General features: G+C 68.7%; 15 protein-coding genes and 1 tRNA gene. 7 read left to right on the top strand and 9 right to left on the bottom strand.

Annotation, left to right across the window (positions count from 1 at the left end; translation table 11 throughout):
* Positions 1–319: 319 nt before the first annotated feature.
* Positions 320–976, bottom strand: a complete 657-nt coding sequence (locus tag AC3WLZ_RS11235; RefSeq protein ID WP_412925020.1) for an FMN-dependent NADH-azoreductase — start codon at positions 974–976, stop codon at positions 320–322.
* A 78-nt stretch (positions 977–1054) separates the two neighbouring features.
* Between AC3WLZ_RS11235 and AC3WLZ_RS11240 the strand changes: the two genes are divergently transcribed.
* From AC3WLZ_RS11240 to AC3WLZ_RS11250, 3 genes are all read left to right on the top strand, one after another.
* Positions 1055–1405 (top strand): winged helix-turn-helix transcriptional regulator, encoded by a 351-nt coding sequence (locus AC3WLZ_RS11240; RefSeq protein ID WP_412925021.1) that lies wholly within the window; start codon positions 1055–1057, stop codon positions 1403–1405.
* A 384-nt stretch (positions 1406–1789) separates the two neighbouring features.
* Positions 1790–2578, top strand: a complete 789-nt coding sequence (locus AC3WLZ_RS11245; RefSeq protein WP_492470076.1) for a hypothetical protein — start codon at positions 1790–1792, stop codon at positions 2576–2578.
* A gap of 274 nt (positions 2579–2852) precedes the next feature.
* Positions 2853–3569, top strand: coding sequence for a Pr6Pr family membrane protein (locus AC3WLZ_RS11250; protein WP_492470077.1), 717 nt, complete (start codon positions 2853–2855; stop codon positions 3567–3569).
* A gap of 135 nt (positions 3570–3704) precedes the next feature.
* Here the strand turns inward: AC3WLZ_RS11250 and AC3WLZ_RS11255 are convergent.
* The 4 genes from AC3WLZ_RS11255 to galU all read right to left on the bottom strand — a co-directional run bounded on the left by AC3WLZ_RS11255 (position 3705) and on the right by galU (position 6683).
* A tRNA-Ala gene (locus AC3WLZ_RS11255) sits at positions 3705–3780 on the bottom strand.
* Between the two features lie 147 nt (positions 3781–3927).
* Positions 3928–4974, bottom strand: a complete 1047-nt coding sequence (locus tag AC3WLZ_RS11260; protein WP_492470078.1) for a large exoprotein — start codon at positions 4972–4974, stop codon at positions 3928–3930.
* Between the two features lie 180 nt (positions 4975–5154).
* Entirely contained in the window at positions 5155–5778 is a 624-nt protein-coding gene (locus AC3WLZ_RS11265; protein ID WP_412925025.1) for a GNAT family N-acetyltransferase, read from the bottom strand.
* A gap of 14 nt (positions 5779–5792) precedes the next feature.
* Positions 5793–6683, bottom strand: a complete 891-nt coding sequence (gene galU, locus AC3WLZ_RS11270; RefSeq protein WP_412925026.1) for a UTP--glucose-1-phosphate uridylyltransferase GalU — start codon at positions 6681–6683, stop codon at positions 5793–5795.
* 66 nt (positions 6684–6749) lie between these two features.
* Here galU and AC3WLZ_RS11275 point away from each other — a divergent pair, with 66 nt between their 5' ends.
* The 3 genes from AC3WLZ_RS11275 to mscL are packed head-to-tail and all read left to right on the top strand — an operon-like array spanning position 6750 to position 8102.
* The gene (locus tag AC3WLZ_RS11275; RefSeq protein ID WP_412925027.1) at positions 6750–7346 is read left to right on the top strand and encodes a 5-formyltetrahydrofolate cyclo-ligase; all 597 of its coding nucleotides are present in this window, start codon (positions 6750–6752) and stop codon (positions 7344–7346) included.
* An 18-nt stretch (positions 7347–7364) separates the two neighbouring features.
* Positions 7365–7643, top strand: coding sequence for an FmdB family zinc ribbon protein (locus tag AC3WLZ_RS11280; RefSeq protein ID WP_412925028.1), 279 nt, complete (start codon positions 7365–7367; stop codon positions 7641–7643).
* A gap of 42 nt (positions 7644–7685) precedes the next feature.
* Entirely contained in the window at positions 7686–8102 is a 417-nt protein-coding gene (gene mscL, locus AC3WLZ_RS11285; protein ID WP_412925029.1) for a large conductance mechanosensitive channel protein MscL, read from the top strand.
* 167 nt (positions 8103–8269) lie between these two features.
* Here mscL and AC3WLZ_RS11290 read toward each other — a convergent pair whose 3' ends face one another.
* The gene (locus tag AC3WLZ_RS11290) at positions 8270–8566 is read right to left on the bottom strand and encodes a hypothetical protein (RefSeq protein ID WP_412925030.1); all 297 of its coding nucleotides are present in this window, start codon (positions 8564–8566) and stop codon (positions 8270–8272) included.
* The gene (locus AC3WLZ_RS11295) at positions 8563–12270 is read right to left on the bottom strand and encodes an AAA family ATPase (protein ID WP_492470079.1); all 3708 of its coding nucleotides are present in this window, start codon (positions 12268–12270) and stop codon (positions 8563–8565) included. The genes AC3WLZ_RS11290 and AC3WLZ_RS11295 overlap by 4 nt, the downstream gene beginning before the upstream one ends.
* 200 nt (positions 12271–12470) lie before the next feature.
* Between AC3WLZ_RS11295 and AC3WLZ_RS11300 the strand changes: the two genes are divergently transcribed.
* Positions 12471–12998 (top strand): methylated-DNA--[protein]-cysteine S-methyltransferase, encoded by a 528-nt coding sequence (locus tag AC3WLZ_RS11300; RefSeq protein WP_492470080.1) that lies wholly within the window; start codon positions 12471–12473, stop codon positions 12996–12998.
* Positions 12999–13114: 116 nt separating this feature from the next.
* On the opposite strand, the gene AC3WLZ_RS11305 is transcribed toward AC3WLZ_RS11300, so the two are convergent.
* Together AC3WLZ_RS11305 and AC3WLZ_RS11310 are read right to left on the bottom strand one after the other, a co-directional pair.
* On the bottom strand, positions 13115–14731 hold the full coding sequence (locus AC3WLZ_RS11305) for a monocarboxylic acid transporter (RefSeq protein ID WP_412925033.1): 1617 nt from the start codon (positions 14729–14731) through the stop codon (positions 13115–13117).
* On the bottom strand, positions 14728–15078 hold the full coding sequence (locus tag AC3WLZ_RS11310) for a DUF485 domain-containing protein (RefSeq protein ID WP_412925034.1): 351 nt from the start codon (positions 15076–15078) through the stop codon (positions 14728–14730). Before AC3WLZ_RS11310 ends, AC3WLZ_RS11305 begins: the two co-directional genes overlap by 4 nt.
* Positions 15079–15130: the final 52 nt, after the last annotated feature.

Consider the following 15130-nt stretch of genomic DNA (forward strand, 5'->3'; position numbering starts at 1 on the left):
CCGGGCGAGAACCGGAGGTCCCTTCGGGAACCCATGTTCGGATGTGCGATGAGGCGCAAGTAGAGCCGTGTTCGGGAGAATGCGTCCGGGGGTCGACACCTGGTCGATCGCCACGTATACGCGCGGGCGTGCCCGGCGGCTGCGCGCGAGAGTCGGGAAGTGAGTCGCTGCTGCCCCGTGCCGTGATCGTCGATGTCGCCGCCGAGGGAGCGGCATCCGTCCTTACGGCTCGGGTCCCCGGGGACGATCGACGCGGCACGAACGAAGCGGTCGGCGGGTCGTGATCGACCCGGCCGACCGCTCACTGCGGCGAGGCGTCTCAGCCGGTGACGGTGCCCTTCGACGCGGCGAGTTCGCGACCGTACGTCACGGCGTCACCCTCGGCCTTGAGCTTGAGCGCCAGGGCCGTGTCGGCGAACGCGTCGAGCGCCGGGTTGACGCCGACGAGAGTGAACGGACGCTCCACGACGCGGAGATCGAGTCCCCAGACGTCCTCGAGCACGCGACGGAGCCAGCCGGTCGAGTGGTCCCAGCCCTCCTTGGGCGTGCCCGGGGCGTAGTTGCCACCGAGAACGGTGACCAGGGTGGCGGGCTTGCCGCGGAGAGCCGTGCCCTGCGGGTCGATGCGCGGGTCGGTGTACGCCAGATCGAACCACGTCTTGAAGTGCTGTGAGACGCCGTAGTTGTACAGCGGGACGGCGAAGAGCAGGGCGTCCGCTCCGATGAGCTCGTCCGCGAACGTCGTCGCGAGGGCCTGAGCCTCACGCTGACCGTCGGTGCGCTCCTCTGCCGACACGAACTTGCCCGTGACGGCATCCGCCCACGCGGTCGCCGGGACGGGCTCGGAGGCGAGATCCCGCCGACTGACGGTGGAGTCGGGGTGGGCGGCGATCCACTCCTGCTCGACGAGGTCAGCGAGCGACCGGCTCGCGCTCGATGCGGGCAGGATGCTGGCATCCAGGCGGAACAAGGACATGGGGCTCCAATCCGAAAGTGAGAGTCGCTCTGAAAATATGAGCGACTAAGCAGACTGTAGCACGCGTACGATAGGACCATGACCGAGGTTCCGGATGCCGAGATCAAGGCCTGCGACGCCGCGGTGACGCTCGCCTTCTCGGTGCTCGGCAAGCGGTGGAACGGCATGATCCTGTCGTCCCTGGGCGCGGGCGCGACGACCTTCGTGGGCCTTCGCCGGGCCGTTTCCGGAATCAGCGACGCTGTTTTGTCGGACCGACTCGCGGAGCTGTCCGGAGCAGGACTCGCCGCGCGCACGGTCGAGGCGGGGCCACCGGTATCGGTCTCCTACGAACTCACTGACGCGGGGCGCCGCCTGCTGCCCGTACTCGATCAGCTCGGGGCATGGGCGAGGGAGAATCTCGAGCCCACGGCTCCCCTTCGGGGCTGATCGCCGACGTCGACTGTCGGACGCGGGAGCCCCCACTCCCCTACATCGCGGGACGGGGTTCGTCGCGCCGGACGGGACCATGGCGGATGACGTGGATCGTTGTGCCCGGGGGATTGGGGAGGACTTCGGGCTGACCGCCCCTACCGGCAATCGACGTCGCCGAGCGGGCCGTCCCCCCAAATTTTGCCCGAGCCCTCCCCGGTCCCGCGATGCCCCCTTTTGACTCCCCGTCACGACACTAGCTAGTTGAAACTCGCAGTTGCAAGTAGCAAGTTGCTTTCGCGCATGTGAACGTGGGTGTGTCCCGTACGCTCGTTGGGGGCACACGCCGGAGAGGCGCGCCCGACACCGAGGGTGTCGTCCGTTGTACGGAAGGTTGGATGCATGACGCCGGAGACGGAGGGCAAGACGTGGGGGTCCGTCACCCGGGCGCCCCGGATCTCCAGCGAGGAGTCGCGTCGACGGCTGATGACGACGGCTGTCGAGATGCTTGCGCGCACCGGCCTGACCGTGAGCTTGGAGCATCTGAACCTCGAAGAGCTCATCCGCGCCGCCGAGGTTCCGCGCAGCGCCTTCTACCGGCTGTGGCCGGCGAAGGATCTCTTCTTCGCAGACCTTCTCGTCGAGCTCGCGACGACGTCCGAGTCGAACGACGCCATGTTCTACCCCGGCACGCAGGATGCCGCGGACGGAGTCATCCAGAAGTACACGCACTTCCTATCCACACATTCGGGGCGCGTTGCCGTCCTGCGCGAAGTCGCGCGTGTCGCAACACGGGAGAACTTCGAGCATTTCAGTGAGTCGGTCTCGTGGCGAAGCCACGTCACGCTCGTCGCCACGGCGAGCAGCCTCGCCGACACCGAGCACCGCGACAAAGTCGCTTCCGCGCTGCGCGAGACGGAGCGCCGATTCATCGAGCGGACCGCCGAGTTCTACGGCACCGCACTCGCCGGCCTGGGCTTCTCGTTCTACCCGGGCGCGTCGGCCGAGCTCCTGGCGGGCCTGGGCGCCGCGGTCGTCGAAGGTCTCGCGCAGCGGCGCCTGGTCAATCCCGAGCTCGTCGACACGGTGATCATGAAGCCGGGAATCGATGGCGACCTCGTCGAATGGCATCCCGCCGCGCTCGGCTTCTGGGGCATCGTCGAAGCGCTGGTCGACATCGAGACTGCCTGACGGGCTCTCCTTCGCCGGCTCAGGCACGACATCGGCTGAGGAGGCTTGCGGATTCCCGCGCACCCGCGAGCGGCTTGCGAGCACGGCCGCTCCCGACAAGTGTCGTGCTCGGGCGTGCCGAATGCACCCCAACGTGACGCCCATGGCGGTTTGTTCACCGGGATCGCATGGGAGTGGGGGCGGTAGCCCCGGTGCGCGAGAATCGTCTCGCAAGCCCACGAGCACGGTTGCTCGCGTGGCCCCTGCGCAAATGTCGACCCGCTAGCGTTGAACAATGTCTTCCGCGCGGGTCCTTGCTCACGCGTGGACGGCGTTGCGCGGCGCGGCGGCCGTTCTCGCCCTCGCCGCGATCGCGGCGCCCGCGACCGTCGTGATCCGCGGGGCAATGGCGGACGGCCGAGACGTGGCTACTGTTGCGTGGAATTTCTTCAGCTTCTTCACAATGACGTTCAACGGAGCAGGGGCAATCGTCCTTCTCTGGGCGGTCGCATGGGCCTGGTCGGGGAGAAGAGAAGGACCTGAGCCGCGTCCACTGGCCGTCGCGCTGGCCACCGTGACAACGTGCGTGCTGGTCATCGGTGGCCTCTACAACATCCAGCTGCCCGGCATGGAGATCGCTCACGCGGCCATCGTTCAGTGGTCAAACGTCGTGCTGCACATCGTCATGCCCCTGTTCTTCCTCGCTGATCTGCTGGTCGGTCCCCATCGGCGACCTTTGCGATGGCGGACCGTCTTGGCCGTCCTGACGTTCCCGGCCGCGTGGACCGTCTACGTCCTCATCCGAGCGAACCTCGTGACGAACACGATCACGGGTGTCCCCTATTGGTACCCGTATCCGTTCCTCAACCCGTACGAGCCCGGCGGATATTTGAGGGTTATGACCTACATACTCGCGGTCACGGTGGTCACCGTCATCGGATCGCTCTGCGTCATCGGGGTCGGACGCCTACGTGCCCGCCGCAGGCCGCGCGACAAGGCCGCGAGCCGGTAGCGTCATCCACCCCGGGACATCGATCCGCAGGGTCGTCGTCATCCACAGATCGTCCAGCGGCAACGGATCCAAATCCGTCACGGCAATGAACAGCGGCGCCTCTCCCGAAGGAGAAGCGCCGCATGCTGACCGATTTGGTGGACCTGAGGGGATTCGAACCCCTGACCTCCTCGATGCGAACGAGGCGCGCTACCAACTGCGCCACAGGCCCGGACAACTCATCAACACTATCACGCGACTTTCCTCTCCCCCGACTCGGCCGACCTCCCGGGCGTGCCGCGTTTCGGTCGCGGCGAGACGTCGGAGCAGGCGCTGAGTCGTGCAAAGTGGCGCGACCGAAGCCCCCCGCGAGGCGGTGCTACTGACCCGACGCGCGGCGCTCGAGCAGCTGACGGACGTGGTCCTCGATCTCCGCGTCGTCGACGTACCCCATCGACGCGTAGGGCGATGCGGCAGCGGGACGGGCGACCTCGATCGGCGTCGGCGCCTGCGCTTCGGCGATCTCGCGCGCCACCTGCTCGCGGGCGGCGGCGCGGAGAGCCTCGCGGGCGAGCTGCTCGTCGACGACGGCCGCGGCGCGCGAGCCCACCGAGGCCACCAGCGGGCGCGGCAGTTCACGCGGCGTCCACGTGGCCCGGGGTGCCGGGGCGGCAGCGCCGAAGTCTTGCACCTCCACAGCGGCACGCTCGACGGAACTCATCACCGGGCGAACAGATGCGCGAGCCGCGACCCGGGAGAGGCGGTGCAACACCACGAGCGACAGCACGACGGTCACACCCCCGACGGCGAGCAGCACCGGGGACGCACCGAAGAACACTTGGATGCCACCGGCCACAGCCACCGCGAGCCCGAGGACGGCGAACGACGTCGTCGCCAGACGGAAGCGACGGCGCGCACGGGCACGCTGCAGTTCCGGTCGAGCCACGGCAGCCGCCCGTTCCGCTCGGGCCCGCTCCACGGCGACGGCCTGCTCGGCTCGTGTCTTCTCGAGGGCCGCGGCGCGCTCGGCCTTGGCGACCTCGACGGCGGCGGCCCGCTCGGCTCGAGCAAGCTCGCGGGCAGCGCTGCGCTGCTCCTTGACCAGATCGCGGTCACGGGCGGCTTCCATACGCGCGATCTCGAGCCGGGCCTTGGCCTCCGCGAGTTCGGTTTGGGCCTGGTGCGCCTGAACCTGACGTGCGATCTTCTGCTGCTGGTGAGCGGTTCGCGCCGTCAGTTCGAGGTGCACCTCACGCGGAGTCTCGGCCGTTTCGGCCAGGACGCGGAGCGCCTGATTCAGTCGCACGGCGTTACGTTCGGCGGAGGTGAAACGGTGCCGGCTCTGCCAGGACGGCAGCAGGTAGACCAACCACAGCGCGACCGCGACGAAGACGATCACCCCGCCGCCGAGAACCTGTCCACCCATGGCACCACGGTAGGTCACGACGAGGTCACACCTCGGCATCCCTCCGCGTGTCGCGCGGCAGATCGCGAGACTTCATCGCGCCGACAAATCCCCCGCAACCTGCGCGGAACTCGTCAGCCCGATGAAGTCTCGGCGCCGGAAGGGGCCGCGGTCGCAACCCGGGCGCCGCAGAAACGAGGCCTACAGCCGATCGGCCGGCGGAATGAACGCCGCGTCCGGTGGGACCTGGCCCCGCACCCAGCGATCGAGAACGCCGTACGGGAGTTCCTCGCGCACGAGGGCGAAGGCGTAGTGGTCGCGCCAGTCGCCGTCGATGTGGATGTAACGGCGACGCAGTCCCTCGTACCGGAACCCGAGCTTCTCGACGACCCGCAGGCTCGCGTGATTCTCAGGCCGGATGCAGATCTCGACGCGATGCAGATTGAGCTCGGTGAAGCACACGTCGGTGGCCAGTGCCACGCTGATCGTCGTGATGTTGCGACCGGCGAACTCCTCGGCGACCCAGTAGCCGATCGTCGCCGAGGCCAGTGAACCGCGCGAAACTCCCCACACGTTCAGCTGACCGGCGACCTCGTCGTCCCACTCCATGACGAAGGGGACGCCGAGGCCGTCGCGGTACTGCTGAAGGAGTCGGCGGATACCGAGCCTCATGTCGAACGAGACGGGCCCGTCGGGGCTCGTCGCCTCCCACGGCCGCAGCCACGACCGGTTGTCGATCAGCTGCTGCTGAAGGACTCGCGCGTCACGATTGCGAATGAGACGGATCGACACCTCGCCGTGCCGTCGTGGGACGGAGAGATCCATGGCATCCCGTCGGGTCAGAGACCCGCCGCGAACTCCTTGAACCACGGGCGCAACTCCGGGCCGAGATCTTCGCGGTCGGAGGCGAGCTGGACGATCGCCTTGATGTAGTCGACACGGTCACCGGTGTCGTAGCGACGCCCGCGGAAGACGACGCCGTAGACCCCGCCTCCGTCGCCGCCGCCGGTCGCGAGCTCTTCGAGCGCGTCGGTCAGCTGGATCTCGCCGCCCTTGCCGGGTTCGGTGTGCTCCAGGATGCCGAACACGTCGGGTCCGAGGACGTAACGACCGATGATGGCCAGGTTCGAGGGCGCATCCTCGGCCTTGGGCTTCTCGACGAGCTGAGTCACCTTGACCACGCCGTCGTCTTCGGTCGGCTCCACCGCGGCGACGCCGTAGAGGTGGATGTGCGCGGGGTCGACCTCCATGAGGGCGATGATCGTGGCGTTGCGCTTGGTGTACTCGGCCAGCATCTGCTCGAGCAGCGGGTCGCGCTCGTCGATGAGGTCGTCACCGAGGAGGACGGCGAAGGGGTGGTCTCCCACGTGGCTGCGGGCGCGGAGCACCGCGTGACCGAGGCCCTTGGGCTCGCCCTGGCGGACCATGTGCACGTCGGCGAGGTCGGAGGAATGCTCGACCTTGGCGAGCTTGTCGTGGTCGCCCTTCTCGCGCAGCTTCGTCTCGAGCTCGGGCATCGAGTCGAAGTGGTTGGCGATGTTGTTCTTGTTACGTCCGATGATGATGAGGACGTCGCTGATTCCAGCCGCGGTGGCTTCCTCGACCACGTACTGGATGGCGGGCTTGTCTACGACCGGGAGCATCTCCTTCGGCATGGCCTTGGTGGCGGGAAGGAAGCGAGTACCGAGTCCAGCGGCCGGGATCACGGCCTTGAAGGGCTTGTTAGGCATGCGCATACCCTACTGGGGAGATGCGACAGCGCTGTTACCGATTCCGCACGCACGTACACTTAGGGCATGCCCGACAGCATCGAGCAGGCCAAACGCGCTCTTCGCGCGGACCTGCGCGAACGACGCCAGACCGTCTCCGCCCACGGGCGCGAGGTCGCTGAAGCCGGCGTCAAGGCGCAGCTCGATGCTCTCGTCGATCGTCTCGGCGCACGCAGCATCTCCTGTTTCCTCTCCACCACGACGGAACCCGGGACGCATGCGTTCGTCGCCGGAGCTGTCGCCCGCGGCATCCGGGTGCTGCTTCCCATCACCCGCGAGGACGGCCTCCTCGATTGGACGGTGGCCACCCCGGATGCCGAGATCGCCGAGGGTCTGTTCGGACTCCCCGAGCCGGTCGGCGACGTGCTCGGACCCATCGCGGTCAATGACGTCGATCTGCTCGTCATCCCGGCCGCGGCCGTCGACCAGCGCGGAATGCGCCTGGGCTGGGGCCGCGGCTACTTCGACAAGACCATCGGATCGATGGAGAAGTGCCCGCCCGTCTACGCGGTGATCTTCGATTCCGAGTTCGTCGACGACGTGCCGCGCGACGTGCACGACCAAGCCGTCTCGGGCGTTGTCACCCCCACGCGCACGGTCGCGATCGATCACTCCAGAGCCTGAACACCCGAAGGAAGCCGAATGCCCACCTACGCCTACGCCTGCAAGCAGTGCGGTCACCGTTTCGACGCGGTGCAGTCTTTCTCGGACGCCGCCCTCACCGAATGCCCCGAATGCGGCGGTGAGCTGCGCAAGCAGTACGGATCGATCGGCGTGACGTTCAACGGGTCCGGGTTCTACCGCACCGACTCCCGCGGGTCGAATGGGACGTCCTCCGGCGCGGCATCCGCGGCATCGAGCGGATCTTCGACATCATCGACGTCTGAGTCGACGAAGACCGCGTCCACCCCGGCATCCTGACCTTCGCCGGACCCGGCGGCGCGGCGAAAGGGGAACAACGTCGTGATTAAAGGATTCAAGGAGTTCATCCTCCGCGGCAACGTCATCGACCTCGCGGTCGCGGTCGTCATCGGAGCAGCGTTCACGGCGATCGTCAACGCGATGGTCCAGGGACTCATCAATCCGCTCATCGGATTCCTGTTCCAGGTCGGCGATCTGAGTGACCTCGATGTCACGGTGCCGACGCTCCTGGGGGGCGTTTCGACATTCCAGTTCGGCGCGATCCTCGTCGCGATCATCAACTTCTTCGCCGTGGCGGCAATCGTCTACTTCGTCTTCGTCTTCCCGATGAACCGCTGGAAGGCCCGCGCTGCGGCGAAGGCCGGCGTGCAGGAGAAGGCCGACGAGCCCAAGCTTCCCACCGAGCAGGAGCTCCTCGTGCAGATCCGTGATCTGCTGGAGCGTCAGCCCCGCGACTGAGCCGACGCCGGCCCGGCGGCCGGGCAATCGGACATCCATAAACGCTCCCTGCACTGAGACACGCCTTCTGGCGGCGTTTCTCAGTGCAGGGAGCGTTTATCACGTGGATGGGCCAGGCCCGGCACCGCCCCCGTCGGGAGACGTGCGGCGCGCCACGGAGAGGCGTGTCAGTAGTGGGGCGGAACGTCGCGCAGGAGCTGGGCGTCGTTCGGACCGGATGCCACGGGCGCCGCGGGACGCTCACGATCGGCGTCGTCCGCCGGTGCCGGTTCCGCGCTGGTGCCCGGCGCCGGAAGCAGGCGCGCACGACGCGCCCCGCGCACCCGCACGATGGGCTGCCGCTCCCCCGCCGCGTCGCCGGACGAGTCGGCCGAAGGCGCCGCACCCGCGTCGGACGACCCGGCCGGGACCGGAGAACCTGCGGTGTGGTCGGCGGCATCCGGGGTCGAGGCCACCGCGCTCACCCGGGGAAGTCGAGAGGCTCGGTGGCCGTGCCCGGCGCGGCCGCGTCGTCGGGTGCGGCGCCGAGCAGTTCCGCGATCCGGGATGCCACGCCCGCGGGGTCGCTGTACAGGTCGAACGCGTGGACGCGAACGTAGTGCCAGCCGAGACGTCGCAGGATCTGCGGACGTAGCCGCAGCGTCTCGCGCAGCGATTCCCCGATCGTCTCGGGATCGCTCTCGGCCACGACGGCCTTGCCTCGATACCGGGCCACGAGCGGCAGAAGCCCTCGGTAGTCGAGGTCGACCTCGACACCGAGACGCCGAAGTTCACGCGCCAGGGCACGCGTGAGCGGGTCGGCGAGGTCTTCCAGACGCGACTCGCGGCCCCGACCGGCGAGATTGCCGAGGATGCCCATGAGGGTCGCCGCGCCGTGTTCGAGACGGCCGTCGTCGAAGGCCGACGGACGGATGGAGGACACGATCACCATGGACCGACGGGCGCGCGTCATCCCGACGGTGAGTAGCCGCTCGCCGTCCGGCGTCGACAGGTCGCCGAAGTCGCTCAGCACCCGGCCGTGGCGGGTGAGTCCGAAACCGAGGGAGAAGACGACCCGGTCGCGGCTCTCGGCCACGGACTCTTCGAGGGTCAAAACGGCGAAGGGCTCCGCGGCATCCCGGGAGATGAACGCCGCGACGTCCGAGCGTCCGGCGAGCGCCGCCTCGACGGCCGCACGGACACGCTCGGCGTGCTTCCGGCTGGCGGTCACGACCATGAGCGACTCGGAGGCGCGGTTGACCGCGTGCTCGACGACGAGGGTGACGACGCGGGCGACCTCGGCATCCGGGCTCTCGACCGCACCGCTGACCGGGTCGGGGGCGCCGACACCGTTCTCGACGTAGTCGACGCTCAGGCTTCCGCGCCCGAGATACGACCCCGCCCAGGGCAGAGATACGATCTCGCCGCCGTAGAACGCGTCGTTGACGAGCTGCGCGAGATCCTCGCCGCCGGCCCGGTAGCTGCGCGTCAGCGTCTCGACCGGAAGCAGCTCGGCGATGCGCTCGAACACGGAAACGCTGTCGAACGGGACGTCGTCGGACTCGTCATCCGCACCGGGAGGGAGGGAGGCGCTCACGCGGAACGGCGTGGGCTTCTGCACGACGGGATCACCGAAGAGCACGACCTGGCGCGCGCGCAGCAGCGCGGGCGCGGCTTCCGCGAGGCACAACGCGGCCGCGTCGGCCACGATGACCATGTCGAACGCGAGGCCGGCCGGCACGTCGGGGACTTCGTACGGGGATGCCAGCCAGACCGGCGCAAGCGTGCGCAGCAGCGTCGGCGCGGCCTCCGCGATCTCGTGCGCGGTGTGCAGACCGTCCTTCAATGCTCCTCGGAGCGCCGCGGCCTCATCGGGATGGTCCACGATGCCGATCCGCCACTGCTTCGCGAGCTCGGCCGCCAGCAGCGGACCCGCCGCGGCCGCGTGAGCCTCGTCGACGAGTCGGAAGTCGCGCTCGAGCCGGTCCACGACGCTCGTGTTGGCGCCGAGCAGGGCACGATCCGTGCGCAGCAGGTGCTCGAGAGCCGACTGCCACCACGCGAACTCGAGCTCGTCGCCCACGCGCTCCTCGGGAACGTGCCGCACCGACAGCTCGACGAGGAGCTGCTCGAGTCCCAGCCGAGCAAGCTCGCCTCGCAGCTGCGCGCGCTCGACGAGGTTGTCGAAGAACGTCGACTCTGCGGCGAGGCCGGCGAGCGTGCGAACCAGGATCTGCACGGGAAGGGTGGCGAGGCGATCGGACCCCTGACGCCCCAGGATCTGGTCGAGCTCACCCAGCATCGCGTCGGCGCGTTGCCACCCGACGTGCACATCGGCCAGGCCGAGCGGAACCTCGGGAGTGACCCCCGCGTCGACCACGCGCTGCCACTCAGTGCGCTGCTGCTGGATGCGCACGAGCGCCTCGTACATGTCGGGAACGTGCACGCCCGGCCGCACGTACTCCTTCGACAGGCGCCGCAGTCGACGACGGTTGGGGCCGCTCATCGCCGAGGAGTCCCGTCGCGGCGAATGCGCGTCGATGAGCTCACCGAGCGGGCGCTCGAAGACGGTCGGGCTGAAACGGTCGAGCGACTCGCGGATGCCCTGGAGGAGCTTGAGATACGCGCCGAGCTCGGACACCGTCTGGAACGGGCGCATGCGGGTCTGCGCGATCAGCTCGTATCCGCGCTCCAGGAGACGGGGCACGTCCTGCGAGTGCAGCTTCCCCGCGAGATCGTGCGCGGCGCGAGCGTCTTCGGTGCGCGTGAAGCTGACCCCGTACCACGGCGAGTCGTCGGGGCCGAAGCGGAACTCCCCCAGACGTGCCGCCGTCGCGAGCGCCCGGGCCGCGGCGTCACGGCGTCCGGCCAGACGTTCGAGCGTCGCGAGGTCGAAACGGGCCGTCGTGGACGGCGGGGGTGAGACGGATGCCAGGGCGGTCAGCGCCCGCAGGACGTCGAGGGTCGACACCCCGAGCGCGAGATGCGGTTCGGTGACGGCGGACCGGTAGTCGCGCAGGACGGCGCGCAGGCGCACCAGCGCGTCGTCGATCTCGGAAACCTTCGGGTGTTCGGCCTTCTCGTTGCGGCCGATCGCGCGAATGAGATCCCGGCGGACATGCGTCGGAGAGACCGCGAGCCCGGTGAGGCCGACTCCGGCGAGGCGGTGCCGGATGCCGTCGAGAGTGGAACGGCGCGCACTGACGACGAGCACGCGCTTGCCCGCGTGCACGCACTGACCGATCGCGTTGATCACCGTCTGCGTGCCGCCCGTGCCGGGAAGCGTGTGGACGGCGAGGGAGTGACCGGCCGCGATCCGTGCGAGGACGTGCTCCTGCTCGGCATCCGCGTCCAAGAGCAGGGTGTCGGCCGCGGGCGTCCGTTCATCGGGACTCGTGACCACGGGATCGGCGCGGCGGACGGTGACACGCGCGCGATCGTCGGGGTGTCCGGCGAGAGCGTTGAGGAGCGGGTCGTCCAGGTACTCGGTGTCACGAGCCATACCCGATCCGATGTCGGCGAACGACGAGATCACCAGACGCGGATGTACGACGAAGGTGGGCACATGGGTCGTGAGTCGGCGCAGATGGTCGATGACCGGCTGCGGCTTGAACACGCCCTGGTCGTAGGCCAGTCCGGCGAGCGCGGTGCTGTCGACCTGGATGCCGAGGTGCGTGCGGAACGCCCGAGCCAGTTCGGGGTTCATGACGAACGCGCCGTGGAGCTTGAGCTCGAAGTCGCCGTTGTGGCGGCGGATGGCCAGCGGACGCAGGAGCACGGGGGCCGACCACTCCACCCCTCCGATCTTCCACGCGGCGAGCCCGACGGCCAGGTGCACCGGTTCGAGACCGCGCGCGGTGCGGAGCTCGACGTTCTTGGCCGTGATGCGCTCGGCGGCGATGCGGGCGGTGCGCAGAGCCACCTCGTCGCGGAAGAGATTGGAGAGAAGGGTGGCGCGGCCGGTGATGAACTGCGGCAGGGAGCCGGGATGGGCCTTGGTGATGTCGATTCCGGCGTCACGGGCGTCATCGAAGCGCAGCAGTGTCGAGCGACCTCCGAGTGCCGCAGCTTCGGCTCGGATGCGCTCGCGTTCGGGGTCGGCGACGTGGCGAACCACGATGCCGGGCTCCGACAGTCGCAGCTCGCCCGGATCGATCGACGTCGGAACGTCGCCATGGGCGCCCGTCACGACGCCGTCCTCAGCTCGCCACACACCTGCCAGACTAAGCCGGGCATCCTCGGTTGGCGCGTAGCGAGACCGAGTTTCGCCCGATTGCACGACACGCCGGGCCGATCGGCGGTTCCTCCCCCGCGGACCGATCCGGCGATCTCTCCACCGATCGGCGACCGTCCGCCGCGGAGATCGCTCGACGTGATGAGGATGAGGGAATGAGCACAGCTACCAGTGCCGTGTACGACGGCCCGTTCGCCCCGATCCTGCTGACCTTCGTCGACGATGCCCTCGTCCACCTCGATGTCGCCCACGACGGACTGGACGTCGCCCGAGCCGCGATCGCGCAGCGCCTGGGCGTCGTCCCCGACCCCGATCCCGATCCCGCACGCGACGCGCTGAGCCAGCTCGATGAGTACTTCGACGGGAGGCGCCGAGCCTTCGAGATCCCCCTCGACTGGCGGCTGGTCACAGGCTTCACCCGCGCGGCGCTGCAGGCGACGCGACGCGTCCCGTACGGCGAAGTCGCTTCCTACGGCGAGGTGGCGATCATGGCCGGGTCGCCCGGCGCCGCGCGCGCCGTGGGGACGGCGTGCGCCCGGACGCCGTTCTCGATCGTCGTCCCGGTCCACCGGGTCGTGCGTTCGGACGGATCGATCGGCGAGTACGGGGGCCACCCGGAAGTGAAGCACTTCCTGCTCGACCTCGAGAACGGGGTCGCGGACCGACTTCGAACGCCCCTGTAGGCGGAGGGGGTCGCGGCGTTCGCGGGGCCCCGCGCGGCGCAGCGAGGACGTCGTCGCTTCGGTCGTACGGACGTCGCCCGACCCGGCGGAAGTGCCGGGCCGGGCGACAGGGTGGCTCAGTGACTCGACGCCTTCTCCGCACCGAACCCGGTGAGGGAGCGGACGTCCATCTCCGCAGCCTTGCGCGGATCTTCTTTCCGGCTCGAGGTGATCGAGCCCAGCCACCCGAGGAGGAAGCCGAGCGGAATCGACACGATGCCGGGGTTGTTCAGCGGCCAGATGGCCACGCCCGTGTTGGCGAAGACGCTCGTCGGTCCTCCCCAGAACACCGGGGAGAGCAGAATCAACAGGAGAGCCGAACCGAGTCCGCCGTACATGCTCCACACCGCGCCCCGCGTGCTGAAACGGCGCCAGAAGAGGGAATACAGGATGGTCGGCAGGTTCGCCGACGCCGCCACCGCGAAGGCCAGCGCTACGAGGAAGGCGACGTTCTGCCCCTGCACGCCGATGCCGCCCACGATCGCCAGGATGCCGATCACGATCACCGTCCGTCGCGCGACCTTGACCTCGCCGTCGGGAGGCACGTTCCCCTTCTTGACGACGTTGGCGTAGATGTCGTGCGCGAACGACGCCGCCGCCGTGATCGTCAGGCCCGCGACAACGGCGAGGATCGTCGCGAATGCCACCGCCGAGATGAACCCGAGCAGGATCGGCCCGCCCAGCGCGAGGGCGAGTAGCGGCGCCGCGGCGTTCACTCCGCCGGGAGCGGCGAGGATCGCTTCCGACCCCACGAGTGCGGCCGCACCGTACCCGAGCACGAGAGTCAGCAGGTAGAACAGACCGATCAGCCAGATCGCCCACACCACCGATCGCCGCGCTTCCTTGGCCGTCGGCACCGTGTAGAAGCGCATCAGGACGTGCGGCAGGCCGGCGGTGCCGAGCACGAGGGCCAAGGCGAGCGAGATGAAGTCCCACGGGTTGGCGCCGTACTGCAGGCCCGGCCCGAGGATCGCTTCGCCCTTCGGCGAGGCGGCGACCGCGCTTTCCAGCAGGGTGTTGAGGCTGAAGCCGTTGATGGCGAGGACCCAGATGGTCATGACGACGGCCCCACCGATGAGGAGGAACGCTTTCACGATCTGCACCCAGGTGGTGCCCTTCATGCCGCCGATCAGGACGTAGACGATCATCAGGATGCCGACGACCGCCACCACGATCGACTGGCCGACGCGCTCGGTGATGCCCAGGAGCAGCGACACGAGACCTCCGGCACCCGCCATCTGCGCGAGCAGGTAGAAGAAGCAGACGGCGAGCGTCGTGATCGCGGCGGCCATGCGGACCGGCCGTTCCTTCAGACGGAACGACAGGACATCGGCCATCGTGAACTTGCCCGTGTTGCGCATCAGCTCCGCCACGAGCAGCAACGCCACGAGCCAGGCGACCAGGAACCCGATGGAGTACAAGAACCCGTCGTAGCCGTTGATCGCGATCGCGCCCACGATGCCGAGGAACGACGCCGCCGACAGGTAGTCGCCGGCGATTGCGAAGCCGTTCTGGGGCCCGGTGAACGACCGCCCCGCGGCGTAGTAGTCCGCCGCGGTCTTGCTGTTCCGGCTGGCGCGGATGACGATGAAGAGCGTCACCGCGACGAACGCCCCGAAGATCGAGATGTTCAGGACCGGGTTGTTCTCCACCGTCTGCACCGCCGCGTGCACGGTGCCGAAGACCTCGTTCATGCCTCACCCCGTTCGGCGCGTTCGAGGTCGACGCGCAGCTGCTCCGCACCGGGGTCGAGACGGCGGTTGGCGTACGCGACGTACCCCATCGTGATGGCGAACGTCGTGACGAACTGTCCCAACCCGAAGACGAGCCCGACCGTGATGTCGCCGAACACGCGCTGCGCCATGAACCCGGGGGCGAACGACGACAGCAACACGTAGACGAAGTACCAGACGAGGAACGCCACGGCCATTGGGAAGACGAAGGAGCGCTGACGCCTCTTCAGTTCCCGGAACGGGGCGGACTCCTCGACCGCGATGTAGTCGACGCCGCTCGAGGCGCCGTCGATCCTGCTATCCGTCATGTGGCCTCCTTGCCTCATGAGACCGGCGCGACGTCGCGCCGGAAGGGGAAAA

Source organism: Microbacterium sp. FW305-3-2-15-F-LB2 (assembly GCF_058787255.1).